This window comes from Brevibacillus sp. HB2.2, assembly GCF_013284275.1.
Lineage (GTDB): Bacteria > Bacillota > Bacilli > Brevibacillales > Brevibacillaceae > Brevibacillus > Brevibacillus brevis_D.
In genome coordinates this window covers 1-22,090 of sequence record NZ_JABSUV010000002.1, presented here as the reverse complement: position 1 = coordinate 22,090, position 22,090 = coordinate 1, and the positions used below count along the sequence as shown (strand labels likewise).

Sequence of the window (22,090 nt, the reverse complement as noted above, 5' to 3'; positions counted from 1 at the left end):
TTATTCTGGCTTCACCAAAAACAATGCTTGGCCATACTCAACCAATTGGCCGTCTTCTACGAGCACTTTCACGATCTCTCCGCTTACTTCTGCTTCGATTTCGTTAAAGAGTTTCATGGCTTCCACGATGCAAACAACTTTGCTCGCATTCACTTTGTCACCAGCTTGTACGTAAGCCGGCTTGCCTGGTTCTGGTGCGCTATAGAAAGTCCCTACCATTGGAGATACAATCTTGTGGAGATTTGCGTCATCCGCTGCTTGTACAGCTGCTGCTTTCGGAGCTTCTGCTGCGACTGGCGCTGCCGCGACAACTGGCTGAGCCGGGATATGTGCTACGGGTGCTGCAACAGGAGCTTGAACCGCTGGTTGCGTGACGACAATCGTTTCCGTACCATTGGATTTTTTCAGAGACACCTTGGCACCTTCTGTTTCCAAGTTAAATTCTTGAATGGATGATTGATCAATTAACTTAATAATTTCACGTATTTCATGCATTTTCATTACGAACAAGCACTCCTTCTTTTCTTTCAATAGAGGTTCGTGAAGTCCAGTATGTATCCTTTTGGCAAACCATAAATCCATGGTAGCCTGTTGCCTAAACCACGTCAAGAAAGGATTTCCCCGCTTCTTTTCTAACAGAAGCGAGAAAATCCTTACCATCATGCCCGATTCTCCTATCCCTTATAACGAGAAAGTGCCGTAGCTTTATTAGGATGCCTTGTATTGTACGTTAATGTTTGTCGCCGGGATATTCAGGTGTTGCTTCACGTTGGCAATGATTTCCACTACCTCGTTTGCGCTCAATTTATCTTTTTGTACAATGACTGTCGCAATGTCATTTTGGACAGTAACGACCGCATCCTGATAGCCGCTCGCCTTTAGCATTTCTTCTGCAGTCATCGTAGCACTTTCCATATTGGACAGTTCTTCAAACTTGGCCATCGCTTCAGCAACTGCCTGCGGAGAGGACTCCGTGCTGTTTACGATTGCTAGCTGTTCGTCTTTTTGTTGCGCCAGCATGGCTTCGCGTTTCATTTTGAAACCTTGGAAGATTTCACTCGCCGTTTCTGCTACTGGGACGACCGTGTTCGATGTCGCTGGTTTTGCTTCTGGTGCAGCAGGAGTTTTCGCTCCTTGTGTGCCAGTTTTTCCTTCTACTGGGTTTGCCTTTGGAGCTTGATCGACAGGCGTTGCTTGTGGGGCGTGATCAACTTGCTTGGATTCAACCACCACACCGGAAATTTGCTCTTGCTTCTGGACAGCGTGCTCTTGTCCTGATGTTGGGACCTGTTCTTGCGGTCCCTTCACCAAGTAATATCCAGAGAGCACAACCATAACAGCAAGCATTGTCAACAACCAAACCGTTTGCTTTCGCAGAATCATTCGCCATTACCTCCTACCCTTTTTTGGGCAAAATGGATATTTTATAAGCGGGAACATCCAAAACCTTTTGAACGGCTTCAGTGATCCACGCTTTAACCTGGATGTTATCGGCCCCTTTTGCTACTACCAGGACCCCGCGGACTTTCGGCTTCAACGTCTTCACAATAACAGGGGCATCTTGCTTGCCGCCTTGCACGATGACGACCTGCTCATCTCGTGACTGGTCATTTTGATTGCGGGTTGCCTTTTCTTTGTCCATTTCCTGATTGGTTGAGGAACGAATGTTGCGATTTTTTTCTACAACCAGCTCTGGTGTTGATTCCAGATTGACCATGACCTGTACTTCACCGACACCGACAACGGAAGCGAGGATCTCACGAAGCTGTGTCTCGTAAATGTTTTCATACTCTGCAATGATATCTGTAGTCGGTGATCCCCCCAACACCTGGGAAGTTGCATCACCACCAGGAGGACCCTGGGCCTCACTCCCTATATCTCCAAATCCGAGTGGCTGGTCTTTTTCCACTCTGAGGAAGTCCGTCAGAATCATGATGGCAACGCCAATTCCTAATATGACGATGAAATAATGCAGTGGCTTTAGCTTTTGGTTTTTCCCCTTGCTCCCCACCACGATTTTCTTTTCTTCCTGCATCGTCTCGCCTTGTTTCTTCATGAGCAGACTTTTCAGCTTTTCCCACAATTGGTTCATTGTTTTCACCTCGCTTCACTGACTGTATCCGCTACTGTTTCTCTCTTTCTCTCGATTCGTCTTTGATGACGACCTGGCTCTTCGATAGCCCCCACTCTTTGGCGACATCGGTTGTGATTTGCGCGTAAAGTGGATTGTCATAATGAGCTGTTGCAGCCATATCTGCTTTGGGATCAGGTTGCATTTCAGTGGGTTTGCCAATCGTGATCTCAACAGGCTGGACAGGCTTAATCGGTTCAATCGTGCTCTGCCCTTTTTGCTCTTCCTTGTTCGCGTCACTGACTACCAGCTCGATACGTTCAAGGATTGGCTGTTCCGGATTTTGCTGATTGACGGTAATCGTGACATCATCGACAGTTACGCCGTACTGCTCTTTGACACTGGCTTTAACCGAGGACGCAACCTGTGACTGAACGTAAGCCGTCATCTGTTGGTTCTGTTGACCGAGCAGCTTGTCAGTGATGCGTTTCCATTCTGCCGAAGCAGGCTTGTTCAACTCTTGTTGGTATCGATCCAGACGAAAGGCCAGATCTTCCTGCGAGAGGCTGAACAGACTGAACACGGGAGAAATGATCGTCAGCAAGAGAATCAAGCCCATCACCATTTTTACGTAGCGTTGCAGTGTCGTATTGGGCAGGATCAGATCGAGGAAGGCAGCCAAAAGGACGAGCAGGATAATTTTTTTCAACCACAGGGTTAACCACGTCATCTCATCACCTACCGAACCATCATGGAGATGTTGCCCGCCGCAATCATGATCGTAATCGCCAGAAAGAACATCAAGCCGACCGTTGCCAAAGCAGCGAAGACGAACAAAAGACTTTTCCCAATCGTACCTAGCGCACTGATGATTGGGCTGTTTCCAAGCGGTTGGAGTACGGCAGATGACAGATTGTAGATCAGAGCCAGTACCAGTATCTTCAAAGCCGGAAACGCGCATAGCATGATCAGGATCAAAACACCCGCCAAGCCTACGGCATTTTTGACCAGTAGCGAGGCATTGAGTACGGTATCTGCCGCATCGGAGAACACACGACCTACTATCGGGATGAAATTGCCCGTGATGTATTTCGCTGTTCGGAGAGTGACCCCGTCCGCAACGGCTGAAGTCGCTCCTTGTATGGAAATGATGGCGAGAAAGATCGTCAGAAATGAACCAAGGACACCCATTGCAATATTGCGTAGCAAGGTCGCTAACTGCGTGACTTTGTACCTCTCTGAAAACAGGCTAACAATAGAGAGCATCGCAGAGAGAAACAGAAGCGGGAACACGACATAAGAGATCATCATGCCGCTGGTGTTGATCATGAAGATAATCAGCGGGTGAAACATTGTGGCGGATGCCAGATTGCCTACCGAAGCCAGTAGCGCGATGACGAGTGGGATCATGGCCAGCATGAAATCAGACATGTTCGCGATTGCGTCTTTTGCATAGGTAATGGCGACATGAAAGCTGTTGATCGCAAGTACCATCAAGACGAGATACGTAATCGAGTACGCCACTGTCGATACCGCATTGCGTTCAAAGGCGTTCTGCATCGTTTCGAGAATCATCGCGAAGACCGTAATGATAATGATGGAGCTGAGCAGCTTGCCATTCATCAAAATCTCATGAAAGATAAACTTGCCCATTCCTTGCAGGACTCCTGAAATACTGAAGTCACCTTGCTGCATGAGGATTTGGATAAAGCCTTCCGATTTCAAATCGGGCAAGTACCCTTTATAGTCGCGTAACAACTGTTTCCAATACTCTTCGACTCGGTCTAGCTGCAAGTGATCGACCTGTTGTTGCACGATTTGATTGATTGGACCGGCTGCGGGTGCCACAGCGGGTGTCGCAGTAGCTGACACGGCAACTGGAAACAAGGCAAGGAACAAGAACCAGAACAGGATCAGCTTGCAAGTGTGTGCCATGGACATCCCACCTCCCTTATGCCGGCAACAAGTCGATCACTGTTTCGATAATGATTTGGATGATCGGCACAGCCATAACCAGGATGAGGACTTTTCCAGCGAGCTCGATTTTCGAAGCAATCGCACCTTGTCCAGCATCTCGGGTCATCTGTGCACCGAATTCAGCGATGTAGGCAATTCCGATGATTTTTAGAATCGTTTCCAGAAACACAAGGTTCAAATCTGCTTGAACCGCCAATCTTTCCAAAATCCGAATAACATCTGCTATTTTTCCGACGAGAAAGTAAAAGATGATGACCCCGCTCGCGATCGCCAGCAAAAAGGCGAACATCGGCTTCTGTTCCTTAATGACTAGCGCGAGAATCGTAGCCACCAGTCCTAGTCCGACAATTTGTACAATCTCCATCTGGAGCCCCTCCTCAGTTGAACAGGAAGACGCGTTTTACCTCGGAGAACAAGTCACCGATGTAATGGGACACCATGTACAGGACAATGATGAATCCGACCAGAGTTGCCCAATGCGCAATGTCTTCCTTGCCCGCCTGCTTCAGGACCGTATGCAGGATGGCTGTAATGAAACCTACTGCTCCTATCTGGAAAACAGGTGTCAAATCAAAATCCACTGTGAACACCTCGCCTTTAGAACATCAGGATGACGACCAAGAGTCCACCTAAAAAGCCCAAACTCTTGTACATTTTTTCGTACTTTTCCTGTTCCGCACGAGCCTCCTCTTCCAGCCCTCGCAAGTGGGTGACAGCTAGGCGCAAATGCTTTTGCTGGTCTTCCCGATCGGATGATCCGAGTACCTGACCTAGACTCTCAAGCACCTCTCGCTCTTGTCTGCGCAAGGCAGTTTGGGTCCAGAGTCTATTCATTGCTTGTTGCAAGGCTTCCTCAGCCGAATGCACCTTTTCTGTCTGTAGGAATTCCGCGGCCAGAAGAAATACCTTCCCTACCTCTTCGGAAACGCGATGACCGACCTTCACAAACGCTCGCTGTAATGGCGTCATCCCGAACACGATTTCCGTTTCGAGCATTTGCAGAGCAACGAGCAGAGCCCGAAGCTGAACGGGACGATTCGCGTAATACTTGCCGATCTGCCAACCAACCATCGACGCCGAAAACAGGATGAGTACGGCTCCCATCAGCTTGACCATGCAGCCTTCTCCCTTTCAACCAGGTTCATGCTTTGATCGTAGATGGCCTGGATTGTTCCGACACCTTTTTCGCGGCTGAGTACGATATAGCGGGAAAAGGCACCATATCGAATCAGCTTACCTAGCATAGGACGTTCAGCAACTTCCTTGACGCTTGCTCCATGCGCAGAGCAAATGACGGCTACACCCGCATGAATCGCTTCCCAGACTGCGTCGCCATCCTCCGCTCTTCCTACCTCGTCCACAATCAGAACATCAGGTGACATGGAGCGAATCAGCATCATCATCCCGACAGCTTTTGGGCAAGCGTCCAGCACATCCGTTCGCGGACCGACATCTCGTTGAGGAACTCCTTGCAAGCATCCCGCCAACTCAGAACGCTCGTCCACAATTCCTACCTTGCGACTTGAAGACCACTCGCTCCCGTAGCTGATGGTTCGTGCGATATCACGCAACAAGGTTGTCTTCCCGCATTGGGGTGGGGAGATGAGCAGCGTGTTTTGCAATTTGCCATCCTCAAACAAATACGACATGACCTTTTTGGCCGCGCCCTTTTTCTCGCGGGCAATCCGGATGTTGAAGCTGGTCACATCTCTGATTCCCTTCACTTCTCCTTTGTCCAGCACCACTTTCCCCGCAATGCCAATGCGATGACCGCCAACTACCGTGATGTAACCCCTTTTCAACTCTTCTTCCAAAGCATAAAGAGAATGCTGGCTGACCTGGTTTAAGAGTTTTGCTGCCTCTTCTGCTGAAAATAGCCATCCTTGTGCGGGTATCGAGGTGATTTGCCCCGACGATGTCACATAGCTGGATTGTTGGCCAAACCGGACTTCTAGCGGCTGGTTTTGCCGAAGCCGAATCTCTTCCAGATTCTCTCTTACCGCGATAGTAAGGGCCGTCAAAATCGTTCGTAAAGTTGCTGGCAATATCGTCAAGATCTCATTCATCAGGTACCCTCCTTTTTGCAGCCTTCTGCCTTTGTCCACTTTGACTTACCTCCATCCTATGCAGAGGTGGACGAGATTTATGCAAAAAAAATAGCTTGCTCTCGTGCTAGAAAGACGAGTGCAAGCTTTTCCTATTGGAATCATCGATTATCCGATTTCTTGTTATCCACCGGCTCTATTACATAATGTCTGAAACCTTCCTCATCTTTGCCTTCGTGCAGATAGATTTCTTTCTGGCAGCTAGGGCATGCAAACTCGTAAGTCGTATCGAGATGGGGATCTACTTGTGCTTCGTATTGTTGTGCGTCTTCATCATCATCCAAATCGTAGAAAGTCGCGTACTCGTCGTCATCATCCTCACAATCGACAACGGTTTCATACAAGTCATCATCATCTTCAAAAAGATACAGCTCAATGTCCTCTAAGTCTTCATCCAAGGCCTCCACATAATCCTCCGCCTCTTCCACTCGCGCGTGAAGCTCTCGTAGCTCACCCTGCACCTCATTTAGAATCTCAATCATCTCTACCATAATTTTTCCTTCGGGGCTTTTCTCCCCCACTTCCAATCCATCTGCCAACCCTTGCAAGTATGCGATTCGATTCGCCAATGATTCTGGCATCCACATTCCCTCCCATCCAATCTCTCCCACTTATCGTTCCCCATCGTGATGTCATTTACAAATGGAAGGAAATGGGTAATTATTTACGGACGCCAATCAAGATGCACGAGATCCCCACCAGAATCCAGGCTATTTTGGCGAAGCTAACCCGATCCGACATGCCTAACAAACCGATTGTCGTTGTGGTGATCAAGATAATTGGCCCAACAATCGCAAGCCCTGAATTAATGAGCAGAGCTTTTTCGACCTGGTTCACTTTTAAAATGAGCAAAGCTGCAATGATCTCGATACTGCCTGAAAAGACCCTAAGTGCTGCCATACCCATAATCGCTTTTTCCAACATCCCGTCTCGTCCTCCCCTCCTTTCACTCTATGCCTGTACCACATCATTTCAGCACTTTTTGAATCATCTCTGTAGGCTTTTGCCCTCACTCCTCCCCTTCACTGGGCATACACTGAACCATACGCCTAGAAGAAATGAGGAACTTGCCGATGGTAGAGTGTGATCAATCGTTTTTACCTGATAGCTGGGCAAACCCGTCCGGGCAAATACGAGAGAAGCCCCGTGTGAAGGGCTTAACCATGGTCATTGACAAAGGCCTTGGACTTACTGCATATTCCGACTTGTTAGCGCTGGCTGCTCCCTATATCGATCTATACAAACTCGGTTTTGGCACCCTTGCTCTGTACCCCCTCGAGATACTCAACCAAAAGCTGACCCTTGCAAAACAATTTGGTGTACACATCATGCCAGGAGGAACTTTTTTTGAAATCGCCATTCGCCACAATTCAATTGCAGATTATATGAAGCTGATTCGCTCTCTCGGTTTTTCTGCGGTGGAAATATCCGATGGAACGTTCCCTTTATCCTTTGCACAGCGCCAGGAAGCCATCAATTACGCGTTAGACAACGATTTGGTGGTCTACACAGAGGTCGGAAAAAAAGCTGCCGACTATCGCACTTGTCGAGAGGAATTGCTGGAGACGCTTAGCTTTGACCTGCACAATGGTGCCAGTCACGTGATTGTGGAAGCGAGAGAAAGTGGAACCGTCGGCGTGTGTGACGGGGATGGCAAGATTGACGATTCCTTCGTTTCAGACATTGTTGCAGCAGCCAAAGAAAAGGCATCCCGTCTAATCTGGGAAGCACCTCAAAAAGATCAACAGGTCTGCTTCATCAAGGCCATTGGCAGCGACGTGAACCTCGGAAATATTGCCTATACGGATGTATTCTCTTTGGAGACGCTACGGCGCGGATTGCGCGGCGATACAGCCCTAATCATGGATAGAGGGAGGTGTTTTCCGTGCGAATAGAGGTGGTGCCGACCGTGGAAGAAATTCGTTTTGAACAGATCAGCAATCATGTAGTCATCGTCATCGATGTGCTTCGTGCCTCCAGTACGATTGTCACCGCATTAGGTAATGGATTTCGCAGCGTCATCCCGGTCGAAACCATTGGGCAAGCAAACTCCCTACGCACTAACGACTGTATTTTGGCCGGGGAACGCCACTGCAAAAAAATCCCCGAATTCGACTGCAATAACTCACCAACCGAAATCGCAGGTTTGGGGAAAACGGGGAGCCAGCTTATTCTCACCACGACAAACGGGACTCGTGCGATCCAAAAAGCAGAACGTGCCACTGCTCTCTTGATCGGCTGCTTCTTGAATGCCACTGCATGCATGCGGCACGCTCTTTCGTATCATCTCGACATAACTCTGTATTGTGCAGGTACCCGGTCGGAATTCGCTCTGGAAGACGGTCTGGCTGCCGGCTTGATGATTGCACAGGTACAACAATCGTTACCGAGCATCCAAATTTGTGATCTGGGTGAAGTGCTAAAGGCGAGCTACCTTTATTACGCGGGAAAACTGAGCGAGCTGTTACCCCACACGACAACAGGAAAAAGGCTCATCCAGCACCATCTCGCAAGCGACATACGGTACTGTGCTCAAGTGGATCAGTATCAAATCGTTCCCTACATCAAGGAGAAACGCATACTCCCACACCTTGTCTCATAATGTGAAAAGAGAACAGGGACAGGGGTTTTGATGCCAATGATGTCTGGAGAAGTAATGCTGGTCATCCTAATCGTTATCGGTCTTATTGGGCGCTCACCGATTATTGCGACTGCCGCAAGTATATTGTTGGTGTTGAAGCTAACGGCACTGGAGCGTTTTTTCCCAACAGTAGAACGGCGCGGATTGGAGCTCGGGCTGCTCTTTTTGACTATTTCCGTACTGGTTCCATTCGCCAGCGAAAAAATATCATGGAAAGACGTCACTCCTCTTTTCACTACGGTTGTCGGCTTAACCGCACTGGCTGGTGGGGCCATTGCCACCTGGATGAATGGAAAAGGACTCGATTTGCTACGCTCGGAGCCACATATGATTGTCGGTCTAGTCATTGGCTCGATTATTGGCATTGTGTTTTTTCGGGGTATTCCCGTCGGCCCTTTGATGGCTGCTGGTATTACAGCGTTTGTGTTGAAGCTGTGGGAATGGTTTGGAAGCAGATAAAAACGAAATCCCCCTCTTTTACATCCAGGAGGGGGATTTGTCTATGTTGTTTTAGCGTTTGGTGTTATTGGACGTGTCAAACGGAACTTCCCAATTGAGGTCTTGGTATTGGCGTTGTTGAATAGCGTGTGACAGCTTTAACTCTTTTGGCTGTTTTTCAAGGTCGCGGATGAAGAATGTTCCTGTTACATGTACTCTTCCGTCCTTGCCTCTTGTATATGTTGTTCCGTTAAGAGATACCTTGTATGTTTGTTTGGACTCATCCAGTGCCGACCATTCAGTCGTGTAGACGATCCCTTCTGGAAGAATGGCCGAAAACGAGATCAGTGCACCCTTTCCAAAATAGGTCTCATTTCCGATTATTTCATCTTCCTCCGTTGTTTTTAAGGTAAAGCCCGTTAAGGTATAGGTACTGTCACTATTCGTCACGGTTGCCTTATCCTTTAACAGGGTATCAATCGGGATGGTTGCCTGAAACTTCGCTGGCTCATACAGGTACAGAGAATGCATTTTTAATTTGTACGTTTGATCCTTTGCTAGTGGAGTTATCCCATTCCATTTCGTAACTCCTTTGCCGTCATCATGCACTTTTCCACGGTACGAGTGCTCTACGTTGTTCTTTCGAATTTGGTTAAGTTCTTCATGCAACGCATCGTCCCATCCTGCTACCACATTCCCTTTTTCATCAAATATTTGGAATGCTACCCCCATGTCGATGAAATACCTCTCCATCCTCTCGGCTTCTGTGAATGCACCTGTTTTTGGCCCTTTTACAATCCAACCGTTTTGCTCTTTCCATTTTTGGATTTGTTCTTCTCTTTCTTTTGTCCAGTCTATTTCCAACTCCATCATACTTGTGCTCGGTACCGTCATAATGTTTTGCAACATGATCTCGATTCCATTCGGAGTCATATATTTTTGTCCAATCTTGGTGTAGTTTGCCACTGCCCTTGCCTTTTTCATATCAACTGGAAACTCTACCTTCCAGCTACCTTCTTTCCCACCTAACATGGTTGCTTCGACACCGACGATGATCTCATCCGGCAATGTCTTGCTATCTTTCAGGAATCGGAAAATATCATGGCTGACGACAAGATACTCTCCTTCCTCACCGTAGGTATAGCCCCCTCCCCCAGGATTCAGGTCTTCACCTGACTTGGTTTTGTAAGTAAGGGACAATCCGTCTTTTTCCACATCAAAAGGGATTCGCTTGCCATTTTGATCCACGATATTTGCAATGATCGCCATCCGCACTGGATCCGCAACTACTTCTTTTACAACCAGTGTAAGTCCTTGATCCGTCACCTTTTTATTGATTTCCTGGACGTACCCCTTCTCAGCTGCCTGCTTCATTCCTTGGTCGATACCTTGTATGGATTGTATGACACTGTTTACGTAGCTCGCAAAAGTCGGAGACACCATGGACCCAAACGTAATGATTGCTGTGACACTCGCCACAGCTAACGCTGTTTTCTTCAAAATGTTTACACTCCTTTTTTTCCAGTTTGGTTTTGGCTTTGGCAATTGCACTTGCTCTAACGCCGTCATTACCTGGGAAGTAAAATCTGTGGGCAACGCGCTTGGAACGTGCAGGCTCGGGAACTCCTCGTTGCTATCCTCTTCCTCCATCATCAGCCTCTGACAGAGCAGGCAGTCTTCGACATGTCGTTCCAGCAGTCTAGCATCACCTTCAGATAGCTCACCAGTCAAATACCTGCGCAACTCTTCAGTTTTGGAGCAATTCATAGATAGCTGCACCTCCTGACATTTCTTGCGCGATACTAGCCCGGAGCTTTTTCTTGGCGTGATGGATACGCATTTGTACAGTTGTAACCGGAACATGCAAAATTTCGCTAATCTCTTTGTAGCTCATCTGTTCCAAGTATTTCAGCATAAACACAACGCGGTATTCTTCCCCCAACGCCATGATTTGCTGCTGCAAGGTATCTTGCTTTTCTTTTTCCAAATACGCTTTTTCGGGTGTATCAGATTCAATCAGTCTTGTCTCTTCCAAAGGTGTTTTGGCGTAGTGCTTGTTCTTGCGCCACGCGTCTATACACAAGTTGGACGCAATCCGATACAGCCAGGCCAAAAAAGCATCTGTCGGCTTATATTTATCGAGTTGACAGTACGCTTTGATGAAAGCCTCTTGTGTCAGGTCTTGAGCATCCTGCTGCTGTCCCGTCATTCGATAAAGATAGCTGTATAATCGTTCTTTGTACTTGTCGACCAGGTGCGCGTAGGCATCCCGATTCCCTTTTTGTACCTGTTGTATGAGCAACCAATCATCCTGCAAAGGAAATCCTCCCATTTCAAAAAAGTTCGCTGCGCAGCGTTCGTTTTGGCAGGTTCATATGGATTAACGGATCATTTTGTATTTTCTTTCCAAAAATGAATGCATTTTTTAAAAAAAGTTTGAGTCAACATTGTGGAGGAGAAGAAAAAGCACAGTTCTCTTCGACTCTGACACGCCCGCAAGGGGGATTCACTGGCCGTCTACACTTAAAAAAGGGGACCGTCGAGCAAAGCCACCCTACGGGCGGATGTTTCTCGAAGAAGAAGTGTTCGACAAGCGTGGTCAAGCGATCGACAACACAAGAAAACCGCCCTTGATAAAAGGCGGTCGGGTTCCATCCATCATTTCCATGAATGGTAGATATGTTCCGCGTACTTGGTAATGGCTTCATCGTAATCTGGATACGGATATTCGAGATTTTCTGCCACCGCTTTGGAGTACTTTCGAAATAGCTCATAGCAAGTGAATAACGATTCCCACATCTGCGGGTAGCCGTTTTCGTTATAGCTGGATAGTAACGCTTCCCAGTCTTCTTTTGGAAGATAGCGATCGATAAATTTGTAGTTTTTCCCGACACTAAAGGTAAATCCTTTCTCACATCCGATTTGCCAAGCCATCATGCGGAGCAAATTTGGTCGGGCAATTTCGTTGAGATGGTCAATCGCAAACAGAATTTCTTTTCTCGCCAAACCTTTGACAACATAAGTAGAGACCATCCAAAATTCATTGCAGCAGTCATCAAACTCTCTGGCACTTGGCTTCCGGGTCCAATATTGGCGATCGGTAGGGAGCACCTCGTGTTTGATAAGCTCGTCTTTATCCAGCAAAACCTCAACCAGACCGTCGCTATCTGCAAAATACTGCTCTGTCTCGTCTATCGGAATCAGCGTCAGATCCACTTTATTTCCATCCTCAAATAACATGAGATAAGAAAACCAATTCCCTAACTCGGACGGAAAAAGCTCCATATCCTCTGGTTTTTGCATCATGATCCGATTCCCAAAAGCATCGAGCCATTGATCATTTTCCTTGAAAGAAGCCATCTCAGTCACAAAATACGAAATATCATAATCTTGGAAAGGATCAGCGGGTATATTTTTGTTCGTGCGTGACCCTTCCAAGGTTACCAAGCGGATTCGATCATCCTTCCTAGCGAAATCAATCAGCATGTTCATCATTTCTTGTTCCGTTCTCAAAGCCATGCCCCTCCACATTACTATTTCTCTGTACTACTAAATGTAGTGGAATTGCATAATTTTTACAATCCCACATCGATAGGAGAAGCAAATAAAAAAAGCTGCACCCATTTGGGCACAGCTTTTTCTTGCAATCCGTACTTTTACGCGCGGGAAACGTATGCTTCCGTACGAGTATCGATGATCAGACGCTCTCCTTCTTCTACGAAGAGAGGAACGTTTACTACGAAACCAGTTTCCAAGGTTGCTTTCTTTGTTACGTTAGAAGCAGTGTCACCTTTTACACCTGGCTCACATTCAGTTACAACGAGTTCAACCGTATTCGGCAATTGAATACCGATTGTTTCTCCGTTGTACTGCATGATTTGCACGTTCATGTTTTCTTTGAGGAAACGCAGCTCACGCTCGATTTGGTTGCGAGTGAACGTCATTTGCTCATATGTTTCAGTATTCATGAAAGTGTACTCGTCTCCGCTCGCATACAGGTATTGCATCGTGCTGGATTCGATGCGGGCAGGGTTAACTTTTTCACCGCCGCGGAAGGTCATTTCTGTTGTGTTGCCGCTACGCAGATTGCGCAGTTTGGAGCGAACGAATGCCGCACCTTTACCTGGTTTTACGTGTTGGAATTCTAGCACGGTAAAAATATTGCCATCCACTTCGATTGTCAAACCGGTACGAAAATCGTTTACAGAGATCATGGTAGTCCTCCCAAATCAATCAATAACAGAATAAGTATAAATTACACAGGCAAAATGAGCAACTCTTTCGTAGACTTGTTCAGGTTCTCATGGCCATCAGCTGTAATCCACACATCGTCTTCGATTCGAACGCCACCAAGTCCTGTCACGTAAATGCCTGGCTCCATCGTTACGAGCATACCTGGCTCCAATACGAAGGTGCTCACAGTCGACAGCCCTGGCAGCTCGTGAACTTCCAATCCGAGACCATGACCTGCGCTATGTCCATAGGCATCCCCATAGCCTGCTGCTGTGATGAGATCTCTCGTTGCTGCGTCAGCGTCTTTTGCGGATACACCTGGCTTCAGTGCTTCTAAACCTGCCAGTTGGGCACGCAGAACGATATCGTAGATTTCACGCATTTTCGGGTCTGGCTCTCCCACAGACAATGTGCGTGTGATATCGGAATGATAGCCCTGATAAGCGGCACCAAAGTCGAGTGTAACCATTTCCCCTGCCTGAATCACTTTCTCGGACGCACGTCCATGTGGCAGAGCGCCGCGCACACCTGACGCTACGATAATATCAAAAGCAGAGCCTGTCGCACCTTGCTTGCGCATGAAGTATTCCAGTTCCAAGGCAACATCGGCTTCACGCACACCTGGCTTGATGTAGCCTTGAATATGCGTAAATGCTGCTTCCGCGATACGAACCGCTTCACGAATGATAACCATCTCGGATTCGTCTTTAAACATGCGAATTTTTTCAAGCAGACCGCTTGTTGGCACCAGCTCTACTCCGTCGAATCCTTTGTTCCATTCCTGATACGTGCTAAAGGACACGCTGCTCTCGAATGCCAAGCGCTTGATCCCTTTTTCTTGCAAGAGCTTTGCCATCGCTTCCACAGCTTTTCTCTCGTTATTGACCACTGTGAATTCAGGTGCCTGTTCTTGCGCTTGTTCCACATAGCGGAAATCAGTGACGAGAAACGCTTCTGTTTCCGTGACAATTACCCATCCCGTTGATCCAGTGAAACCGCTCAAGTAGAAGCGATTCTCTGTTTTTTCGGTAATAAACGCCTCTGCTCCAACTTGTATAAGTGCCTCGCGCAATTTATGCAGACGTTGTTTCATGGCAGCCTTTTCCCCTTTTTGAAAGCTTTTATTTTTTTTCGACTTTACGGACGAGCGCTCTTAACGCCCATTCATATCCATCGATCCCCAACCCGACAACTTGGCCAATCGTAATAGGTGCGATGACTGAGTGATGGCGGAATGGTTCCCGTGTATGAATATTGGAAATATGTACTTCAATCGTCGGAAGAGCTACACTGGCCAAAGCGTCTCGGATCGCATAGCTATAATGGGTGAATGCGCCTGGATTGATCAGAATGCCGTCATGGACACCTCTCGCTTGATGAATCGCGTCGATGAGGGCACCTTCGTGATTCGATTGAAGATGCTCAAGCTTTCCGCCCAACTCATCCATGACGCCCGTCAGGATTGTCACCACATCCTCCAGCGTTTCCCTTCCGTAAACATCCGGCTCCCTCGTCCCCAATAAATTCAGGTTGGGCCCGTTCAATAACAAGACGGAAGTCATCGACCATCCCTCTCCCTATAAAAGTTTTTTTATTAATGAAACATTTTACCACAAGCCGCTCTGAATCCAAAGTAGACATTCGCCAAAGCAACATTTCGAACATTGTTACATCCATTTTGACAAGGAACGGAGAAATCCTCCTACCTTGTGTACTCATTCCATGCATGATTCTCGTCTGATTGCTCGAGCATGATTGTCATCCCAATGAACAAGCCAAACGTCAAATACCAAGCGCCTTCCGTGCTTAAGGTGGCAACCTCCCAATTTCCGATATGAAAGAAGAAACCCGCTATCCCTAACATGACTGCCCCGTAGACGAGCCCCAACCACCACACACGGATCCGACTAAATAGCAAGCTGAATACAAATGAAGCAACGAAAGTTTCAACGAACAGCACGATACCACCAAGGCACACGCTCGTAAACGTATTTTCGTCCTCGATACCGATAAAGGGACGTGCAAATGCTCCGACTCCGTACGGGGTCATGTGCAAAAAGTGAGCCATCAATCGAACGAGCCCCCAAATAATCGTTCCCCAGAATGCCACCTCCAAAATCTTCGAGAAGGAGACTCTTTTACTCCCTTGCCTGCCTTCTTCTGTATGCGATATGCGTGCTTGCTTGTGCCTTCGTCCTGTCTTGCTTATTTCCATTTCCATCACCTCTGTTCTCTAGTATGCTCTTCCTCTAAGCTTTTCACTTCTGCTTTACATTTGTTGGAAAAATACGAACTCCTTGTAGCTTCAAGTCGCCATTTCCGTTAATATAGTGGTAAGGATGGTGATTGAATTGGCGCAACAAAACGTACCTAGCTACGGCGGTCAGGCCGTCATCGAAGGTGTTATGTTCGGTGGCAAAACCACGACCGTTACAGCTGTTCGCAAAAAAAATCATGAAATTGAGTATTTTGAATCCCCAAGGTCCGAATATAAATGGATTACTACGCTAAAAAAGATTCCGTTTTTGCGTGGGATTGTTGGTTTGGTCGAAGCCAGCGCCAATGGGGCCAAACATCTCAACTTCGCCTCTGAACAATACAGTAAGGAGTCTGGAGAAGAAGCTTCTGAAAGTCCATCGAAGCTCACCATGATTTTAGGTGTTGCTGTTGTCGGAGTACTTTCCTTCCTGTTCGGGAAATTCGTATTTACACTCGTTCCCGTTTTCCTGGCAGACTTTTTACTTGGAAAATGGGTACCGGATGGCGTTCCTCAAACGTTAGCTGAAGGCGGATTTAAAATTTTGCTCCTCCTCGGCTACATTACTGCGATTGCACAAACGCCGTTGATTAAAAGGCTTTTTCAATACCATGGAGCCGAGCATAAAGTGATTAACGCGTTCGAATCCGGGGTAGAATTAACAGTAGCCAATGTGCAAAAATTTTCCGCCCTGCATTATCGTTGTGGGAGCAGTTTTCTCATTTTTTCAGTGTTCGTCGGTGTTGTGATTTACTCCCTGTTTAGTTATGACTCCCTGACGGAGAGGGTCGTACAACGCATTGTTCTTTTGCCACTGGTAATCGGCGTCTCTTATGAGGTTTTGCAGTGGACAAACAAGCTCCGTGATGTACCCGTCCTACGTTACCTTGGTTATCCAGGATTGTGGTTGCAAAAGATCACAACTCGTGAACCAGATGACAGCCAAGTCGAGGTAGCCATCGCTTCCTTCCAAAAGATGCGGGAGCTTGATCAGAAGCACGTGCAGGAAAGAATGGTTACGACCGGATAACGTGAGGCATTTTTATTCCCATAGAGGTGAAGCCCTATGTTACGCCGCATTCCACCAGTGATTCTGATAGTGATTGTATTGGCGATTTACGGATTTTTGGTCACCCTCTTCAATGATCCTATCAGTACGATTGTCATCTTGGGATTATCCGTTGTCCTTTTCTTGGTCGTGCGCAACTATTTACAAACCGGCTCCTTCTTTTCACAAGGCGCTGGAGCAGGCAAACCTAGACAACCAAAGGTCAAGGTGAAGCAAAAGCCCTCCATCGCTCGGCAAGCAGTGAAAAAGCAGTCGACTCCTCCTAGAAGAGATCATCCGTTTCGTGTGATCGAAGGCAGCAAAGGGAAGCAAAAAGAGAAACCAGACGAAAAATCGCAAAATAATATCTCCCACTAAAAAACAGGTTGCCTGAATCGGCGACCTGTTTTTTTGTTAGACCAGTATTTTCGGTGAATGATTGCGAAACACTTTGACGTAATCTTCAAAATCCCATTGTGCCAAAAATTTGTGAGCCGCTGCCTCCCCTGACTCAAACAATTGTTGCCTGATTTCTTTTGACAGCTGAAATTGAGTGGTTCTCACCCCTAATGTATGGATGAAAATCGTCCGAACAGCTTTTGCCTTTTCCACATACAGGCGGTCATGAGCATCGAGCATAGTCGCCAGCAATCCCCGGGAGAAGGAAAAAAGACCTTTGATTCTAGTCCCTTCTCTCTTGTCTTGATCATCAGTCAGACGAAAACCAATCGTCGGCCACCGCGGAGTACCCGGTACATCAAATAACCAAACGGGATAGTTGCTCAATAATGCGCCATCGACGATGTAATGCACATGTCCAGCACTTTTCAGCTTTGCAGGCTGAAAAAAGAACGGAATGGAGGAAGACATACGAACAGCTCGTGCCACAGGGAAATGATCGGGTTCTACACCATACCGTGCTAAATCATCGGGAAGGATAAGCATTTTTCCGTTTGTGACATCAGATGCGACAACCTTCAGCTTACCAGGAGGAAGATCTCCGAATGTTCGTACCCCTTTTCGTAATAACAACTCCTCTATGAACAACTCGATTCGATCTGCTCGATAAATCCCTTCTCGCACGACTAGTTCATAGATTGGTCCGATGAGAGGGAGCCTGACCAGCCCTGAGCGTTTGAGAAAGTGGAGGTAATCCAGCTCTTCAAAGATCGGTTTCAATTCATGGCTGGAATAGCCTGCGCCGAGCAAAGCTGCAACAATGGAGCCTGCCGAGGTACCTGCGAGTCTCTCCCATGTGTATCCATTCTCCTCCATGACTCGCAAGGCACCGATAAAAGCGATTCCTTTTACGCCGCCACCCTCAAAGACTGCATCCGCTTTCACCTTGTTTTCCCCTCCCTAAAATTCCTCCCCATTTTCCATGTATAAGACGACAGCTTTTCCGTTACCACAAAGAAAAAAACGCAAGCCTGATCGGCTTGCGCTATAATACGATAACGATATAGACTATTCCTCTTTTTGCTCATCTAACAAACGAATATTACGAAGCTCTTCTATACGCTTTGGATCTGCCTCGAAGTACTGAACCAGATACTCCAGACATGTAATCGATTCCCAGCTCAGGTGATGCTCGATTCCTTCCACATCCTGATAAATATGCTCTTCATCTAAGCCAATGATCCGCATAAATTCTTCTAGAAGAGCGTGACGGTCCACAAGGCGTTTCCCGATTTTCTTCCCTTTTGGCGTCAAGACAAGCCCACGGTATTTTTCATAAACGAGATACTTGTCTTTGTCTAGTTTCTGAACCATTTTCGTGACCGAAGAGGGATGTACTTCCAACGCTTCAGCAATATCGGAGACACGAGCATAGCCCTTTTCTTCAATTAAGTTGTAAATGCGTTCCAAATAGTCTTCCATACTCGGCGTCGGCGGCATTGTGAACCCCTCATTTCCAAACCGTTATTTCATCTTGCCAAAAAAGGCACGTAGAAATATGATACCGCGTAATGAGAAGCATTTGCAAGAGAAAAGTACCTATCGCAGCTGTTTTTCTGTTGTTGGATTCATCATTTGGACATATTGTACGAGCTGTTGACCCAACTGCTCCATGCGCGCCTGCAATCGCTCATCCTTGAGCTTGCCTTCTGGTGTAAAGGCATTGTAAGCACTTGGGATGGAAGGGCTAGATGGCAACGGCCATGCATGCAAATTGCGCATGATTAACTGCAAGGTGTTGACCGTATTCGTAGCACCCATGCTTCCACCAGCGACACCAATGATGGCAACCTGCTTGTCACGCAAAATGCGCCCTTCCAGGAAGTCAATGGCGTTTTTCAAAGCACCTGTCATTGTGCCATGGTATTCAGGCGAACCGATCACAAGTCCATCTGCTTCAGAAACCGCTTTGACAAATCGATGGACAATTTCAGGGTACGTACTGGTATCGTCACGATCATCGTACAGCGGCAGCTTCCAGTCCGCAAGATGAATCATTTCAACATCGGCACCTGCAGCCTTTGCGGCTTCAAGAACAATATGAATTGCTTGTTTTGTCGTAGAATTGGCATTCATGCTTCCGGCTATTCCTACAATTTTCATGGTTTCACCCCATCGATAATCTAAATACTGGTATGCTCCTCATTATATTCCATTAAATATAATTTGTAAACATTTATGTTTATTTAATATCATCTGTTCTGAACAAGCCTGTTTGCTTCATACACTTGTACCAAGTTGCAAGTGAGGATGATGCCTATGGACAAAGTCGCTTGGTATATCGCCGTGCTTTTTGCAGGGTCTGCGTTAGGTGGATTCTACTTGGGCGGATATGAATGGTTACGCTTTTTTACTTATTTCGGTTCCTGGGGGACAATAGGCATTGCCCTTGCGGCTCTTGGCCTCGGCTGGTTCGGCGCCCAGCTGTTGACCTTTTGCCATCGCAAGCAAATTCGCTCCCTGTACGAGCTGTACTACGTATTGTTTGGCGAAGCGTTCGCTTCTAGCCTATCTGCGATCACCCACATTCTGCTATTGGGGTATACAGGAGTCATGCTTGGCCAACAGGCAGATTTCCTCTTGGAGGAGTTCTCTCCTCTATGGTTCATCCTTCTGACCATTGCAGCCGTCTTCTTTATCTTAAATCGTTGGAGATGGATTGTCACTGCAACAGCCATATCTCTATCCACCGGTTTATTATTATTCGGATTGATTTTTAGTGCACAATCCCATGTCCCAATACCGAGCTTGGGTTATCAACTGAATGTGAACTGGCTGATTCACGCCGTATTTTTCCTTGCCTTGCATTTTCTCATCGGCTTGGCCACGACTTTACCACTGGCAGTACTTGCGTCCCATGAGCGAACGGTTCGGATGGGCGCAATGATCGGAGCCGGAATCTTCCTTTTGTTCACGCTGTTAGGTCAAGCTATTCTTCTTGCCCACTGGCATGATTCCCACGCCTCTGTACTGCCCATCAAACAAATTTTAGTTCAAATGATGCCAGGTGGCGATTGGCTTCTCGCTATCCTCTCATTTGTGCATGGTGGAGTCATCGTCGCCGCCCTACTCTATTCGTTGTCCCATCCAATAGCGACACGTCAACATCTGCAAATTCTTCCGCTGATTGTCGCCATGCTGCTTACCGTATTTGTATTCTCTCTTCTCACACTCGTTGTTCCCTGGAGTATGTCTGCAATCGCCAGTGCAGCGACCTATTGCGGCATGTTCTTAATGGGCTGGTACGTTTGGAAGCAGCCGAATTGACCTGATCGTTTCCTCGTAGCTCCTGTGGTCAAGACAGAGTCTTGGCCACTTTTTTTCGCACTATAGGAGCCAATTCACTATTCCGACCACGACCAAGAACAAAAGGATAAACACCAAAATATTCAACGGACTCATCGTCACGTAGGCCTCCTCTATCCATGGTTTCTCTCCCTCATTTTACCACAAATGAAAAACGTCCCCCGAAGGAGACGTTTACTGCAGAGCCTCACTTTCCGTTCTTAGTTGTCCCCCATTTGGAGATCCCATCGGATAAGCTGGCGTTGTTTGTTCTGTCATTTTGTGAATCGCTGAAAGGACCGCCTTCGTCGCCTTTGCAATTTGTTCCCAATCCATTTGTGCGATAGAGTCATCTGTTGCTTGTCTCGTCCCCGCACTCGTCACAAGTGCCGTAGGAATACCTGCGGCGGCTAAAGAGCTTGCGGCGCCGATTCCTTCAAGCGTTCCAGCCTTATCGCTAGGAGACACCCCCGCTGCTCTTAGGAGTTGGATTGGCAGATTTTCGTTACCCAGCGGATTGGTTGCAACGAGCTCTGTCTTTTGGCTGCCCACCCCCTCGACATAGAAGGCTGCTATCATGGCTTGTCGCTCTTTGGCTGATAAGGCATTCGCATAAGCAATTGGGCCTCTGCTTCCTGAAGTAACAGCGCCAAAGCTGACGAACCTCACTTCCGTATCAATCGGCTTGTCAGCCATATTACGAGCTATCTCAAGCAAGGCCGCTACACCGGAGCCATTGTGATTTGCCCCAGCTGATAACCCGGCGGAATCATGGTGAGCAGAAACCATGACGACCTGCCCGGTGTCATTTTGATTGGGCTTTCGGCTTGCCACGATATTATACGAGGTTTGCTTGGTCGTTACGGCTCCTTCTACCTTGACGGTTCCCTTCACGGGCCGCTTGTCCATGATGCGTTTTTGGAGCTTCGTGCCATCCCCCTTGGACAAAGCGATTACAGGAACAGCGATATCCAAAGGTTCGCCCAGGGAAGCATTCCAGCCTTCCTCCCGATCATTCCAGATGATCAGTCCAACAGCTCCGGCAGCCGCTGCCTGGCGTACTTTTTCTCCGAACGGAATCTCGCCTCGCTTGACCAAGGCAATCTTTCCCCTGGAGGCATCATTCGTAAAATCAACCGCCCTACCCAAGCCTGCATCCACCACCTCTGCTGTCGCAGTTCCATTGATCCCAAAAGTAAATCCACTTATTGTCCATTTTTGACCCGGCCATTCTTCCATCGTCAGGGATAGAGTCGTTGGCTTTCGGTACGTATAATAAGAAAAAGGATCGAGCTTTGTCTTGTACCCGTAAGAGCGAAGTGTATTTTCCACATAGACAGCTGCCGCAAATTCCGTTTCAGTAGCAGGTGGACGGGCTGTTCTTGCCAATTGCTCGACATGGCTGTACAAGCGTTCACTATCGATCCAATCTTGAGCTTCCTCTGCATGAACACGATGGGAAAGGAAAGGCATCGGCAATATCGTTCCACAGGCAAGCAGGGCACATAGCGTGTAATGACGGACAGATCGCATGGCATTCTCCCTTTCCTTTGCTCTTTGCTCTTTGCTCTTTGCT

The 22,090-nt window shown here is 47.4% G+C and carries 28 protein-coding genes; 6 read left to right on the top strand and 22 right to left on the bottom strand.

Features of this window, described 5'->3' with window-relative positions; translation table 11 throughout:
* The 11 genes from accB to HP401_RS01305 form a co-directional block, all read right to left on the bottom strand.
* A complete protein-coding gene (gene accB / locus HP401_RS01355; RefSeq protein WP_012686025.1) occupies nt 1-501 on the bottom strand; it encodes an acetyl-CoA carboxylase biotin carboxyl carrier protein in 501 nt (166 codons plus the stop codon).
* Nucleotides 502-708: 207 nt separating this feature from the next.
* Nucleotides 709-1,383, bottom strand: coding sequence for a SpoIIIAH-like family protein (locus HP401_RS01350; RefSeq protein WP_087343755.1), 675 nt, complete (start codon nt 1,381-1,383; stop codon nt 709-711).
* Nucleotides 1,384-1,396: 13 nt separating this feature from the next.
* Entirely contained in the window at nt 1,397-2,092 is a 696-nt protein-coding gene (spoIIIAG, locus tag HP401_RS01345) for a stage III sporulation protein AG (protein WP_173603815.1), read from the bottom strand.
* 31 nt (nt 2,093-2,123) lie between these two features.
* Entirely contained in the window at nt 2,124-2,801 is a 678-nt protein-coding gene (gene spoIIIAF, locus HP401_RS01340; RefSeq protein WP_173603814.1) for a stage III sporulation protein AF, read from the bottom strand.
* Between the two features lie 8 nt (nt 2,802-2,809).
* Complete coding sequence (gene spoIIIAE, locus HP401_RS01335) at nt 2,810-4,006, bottom strand: stage III sporulation protein AE (protein WP_173603813.1); 1,197 nt, start codon at nt 4,004-4,006, stop codon at nt 2,810-2,812.
* Between the two features lie 16 nt (nt 4,007-4,022).
* The gene (gene spoIIIAD, locus HP401_RS01330) at nt 4,023-4,412 is read right to left on the bottom strand and encodes a stage III sporulation protein AD (RefSeq protein ID WP_016739903.1); all 390 of its coding nucleotides are present in this window, start codon (nt 4,410-4,412) and stop codon (nt 4,023-4,025) included.
* 13 nt (nt 4,413-4,425) lie between these two features.
* Nucleotides 4,426-4,629, bottom strand: a complete 204-nt coding sequence (gene spoIIIAC, locus HP401_RS01325) for a stage III sporulation protein AC (protein ID WP_007725726.1) — start codon at nt 4,627-4,629, stop codon at nt 4,426-4,428.
* Nucleotides 4,630-4,645: 16 nt separating this feature from the next.
* Nucleotides 4,646-5,164 (bottom strand): stage III sporulation protein SpoIIIAB, encoded by a 519-nt coding sequence (gene spoIIIAB, locus HP401_RS01320; RefSeq protein WP_137029466.1) that lies wholly within the window; start codon nt 5,162-5,164, stop codon nt 4,646-4,648.
* Complete coding sequence (gene spoIIIAA, locus HP401_RS01315) at nt 5,152-6,114, bottom strand: stage III sporulation protein AA (RefSeq protein ID WP_173603812.1); 963 nt, start codon at nt 6,112-6,114, stop codon at nt 5,152-5,154. The genes spoIIIAB and spoIIIAA overlap by 13 nt, the downstream gene beginning before the upstream one ends.
* 140 nt (nt 6,115-6,254) lie before the next feature.
* Nucleotides 6,255-6,734 (bottom strand): CD1247 N-terminal domain-containing protein, encoded by a 480-nt coding sequence (locus HP401_RS01310; protein WP_173603811.1) that lies wholly within the window; start codon nt 6,732-6,734, stop codon nt 6,255-6,257.
* A gap of 79 nt (nt 6,735-6,813) precedes the next feature.
* On the bottom strand, nt 6,814-7,077 hold the full coding sequence (locus HP401_RS01305) for a YqhV family protein (RefSeq protein WP_007725730.1): 264 nt from the start codon (nt 7,075-7,077) through the stop codon (nt 6,814-6,816).
* 149 nt (nt 7,078-7,226) lie between these two features.
* Between HP401_RS01305 and comA the strand changes: the two genes are divergently transcribed.
* From comA to HP401_RS01290, 3 genes are read left to right on the top strand one after another with little or no spacing between them, the layout of a single operon-like run.
* Nucleotides 7,227-8,048 carry a phosphosulfolactate synthase gene (comA, locus tag HP401_RS01300; protein WP_173603810.1) on the top strand — a complete coding sequence of 274 codons (822 nt, stop codon included), beginning with the start codon at nt 7,227-7,229 and terminating at the stop codon, nt 8,046-8,048.
* Nucleotides 8,039-8,755: a 2-phosphosulfolactate phosphatase gene (locus tag HP401_RS01295; RefSeq protein WP_173603809.1), complete on the top strand. Its 717-nt coding sequence runs from the start codon at nt 8,039-8,041 to the stop codon at nt 8,753-8,755. Before comA ends, HP401_RS01295 begins: the two co-directional genes overlap by 10 nt.
* Nucleotides 8,756-8,791: 36 nt before the next feature.
* A complete protein-coding gene (locus HP401_RS01290) occupies nt 8,792-9,253 on the top strand; it encodes a DUF441 domain-containing protein (protein WP_012686015.1) in 462 nt (153 codons plus the stop codon).
* A 51-nt stretch (nt 9,254-9,304) separates the two neighbouring features.
* Here HP401_RS01290 and HP401_RS01285 read toward each other — a convergent pair whose 3' ends face one another.
* From HP401_RS01285 to HP401_RS01255, 7 genes are all read right to left on the bottom strand, one after another.
* Entirely contained in the window at nt 9,305-10,999 is a 1,695-nt protein-coding gene (locus tag HP401_RS01285; protein ID WP_173603808.1) for a DUF4179 domain-containing protein, read from the bottom strand.
* Entirely contained in the window at nt 10,980-11,549 is a 570-nt protein-coding gene (locus HP401_RS01280; protein WP_064199881.1) for an RNA polymerase sigma factor, read from the bottom strand. The genes HP401_RS01285 and HP401_RS01280 overlap by 20 nt, the downstream gene beginning before the upstream one ends.
* 341 nt (nt 11,550-11,890) lie before the next feature.
* Nucleotides 11,891-12,745, bottom strand: a complete 855-nt coding sequence (gene ant(6), locus HP401_RS01275; RefSeq protein WP_173603945.1) for an aminoglycoside 6-adenylyltransferase — start codon at nt 12,743-12,745, stop codon at nt 11,891-11,893.
* Nucleotides 12,746-12,888: 143 nt separating this feature from the next.
* Complete coding sequence (gene efp / locus HP401_RS01270; protein ID WP_012686011.1) at nt 12,889-13,446, bottom strand: elongation factor P; 558 nt, start codon at nt 13,444-13,446, stop codon at nt 12,889-12,891.
* A 41-nt stretch (nt 13,447-13,487) separates the two neighbouring features.
* Complete coding sequence (locus HP401_RS01265; RefSeq protein WP_173603807.1) at nt 13,488-14,558, bottom strand: M24 family metallopeptidase; 1,071 nt, start codon at nt 14,556-14,558, stop codon at nt 13,488-13,490.
* 28 nt (nt 14,559-14,586) lie between these two features.
* Nucleotides 14,587-15,027 carry a type II 3-dehydroquinate dehydratase gene (gene aroQ, locus HP401_RS01260; protein ID WP_064199879.1) on the bottom strand — a complete coding sequence of 147 codons (441 nt, stop codon included), beginning with the start codon at nt 15,025-15,027 and terminating at the stop codon, nt 14,587-14,589.
* Nucleotides 15,028-15,167: 140 nt separating this feature from the next.
* Nucleotides 15,168-15,680 (bottom strand): YqhR family membrane protein, encoded by a 513-nt coding sequence (locus tag HP401_RS01255; protein WP_173603806.1) that lies wholly within the window; start codon nt 15,678-15,680, stop codon nt 15,168-15,170.
* A gap of 124 nt (nt 15,681-15,804) precedes the next feature.
* On the opposite strand from HP401_RS01255, the gene HP401_RS01250 reads away from it, so the two are divergent.
* Nucleotides 15,805-16,752: a DUF1385 domain-containing protein gene (locus HP401_RS01250; protein ID WP_050763827.1), complete on the top strand. Its 948-nt coding sequence runs from the start codon at nt 15,805-15,807 to the stop codon at nt 16,750-16,752.
* A 36-nt stretch (nt 16,753-16,788) separates the two neighbouring features.
* A complete protein-coding gene (locus HP401_RS01245; protein WP_173603805.1) occupies nt 16,789-17,148 on the top strand; it encodes an ABC transporter C family protein in 360 nt (119 codons plus the stop codon).
* 36 nt (nt 17,149-17,184) lie between these two features.
* On the opposite strand, the gene HP401_RS01240 is transcribed toward HP401_RS01245, so the two are convergent.
* From HP401_RS01240 to HP401_RS01230, 3 genes are all read right to left on the bottom strand, one after another.
* Nucleotides 17,185-18,114, bottom strand: a complete 930-nt coding sequence (locus HP401_RS01240; RefSeq protein WP_173603804.1) for a patatin-like phospholipase family protein — start codon at nt 18,112-18,114, stop codon at nt 17,185-17,187.
* Between the two features lie 123 nt (nt 18,115-18,237).
* Nucleotides 18,238-18,669, bottom strand: a complete 432-nt coding sequence (gene mntR / locus HP401_RS01235; protein ID WP_012686004.1) for a transcriptional regulator MntR — start codon at nt 18,667-18,669, stop codon at nt 18,238-18,240.
* A 99-nt stretch (nt 18,670-18,768) separates the two neighbouring features.
* On the bottom strand, nt 18,769-19,332 hold the full coding sequence (locus tag HP401_RS01230) for an NADPH-dependent FMN reductase (RefSeq protein ID WP_064199875.1): 564 nt from the start codon (nt 19,330-19,332) through the stop codon (nt 18,769-18,771).
* A gap of 156 nt (nt 19,333-19,488) precedes the next feature.
* Between HP401_RS01230 and HP401_RS01225 the strand changes: the two genes are divergently transcribed.
* Nucleotides 19,489-20,496 carry a hypothetical protein gene (locus tag HP401_RS01225; RefSeq protein ID WP_173603803.1) on the top strand — a complete coding sequence of 336 codons (1,008 nt, stop codon included), beginning with the start codon at nt 19,489-19,491 and terminating at the stop codon, nt 20,494-20,496.
* Between the two features lie 213 nt (nt 20,497-20,709).
* Here HP401_RS01225 and HP401_RS01220 read toward each other — a convergent pair.
* Nucleotides 20,710-22,090 (bottom strand): M28 family peptidase (locus HP401_RS01220; protein ID WP_254456974.1); only part of this gene is annotated, 1,381 nt, incomplete at its 5' end.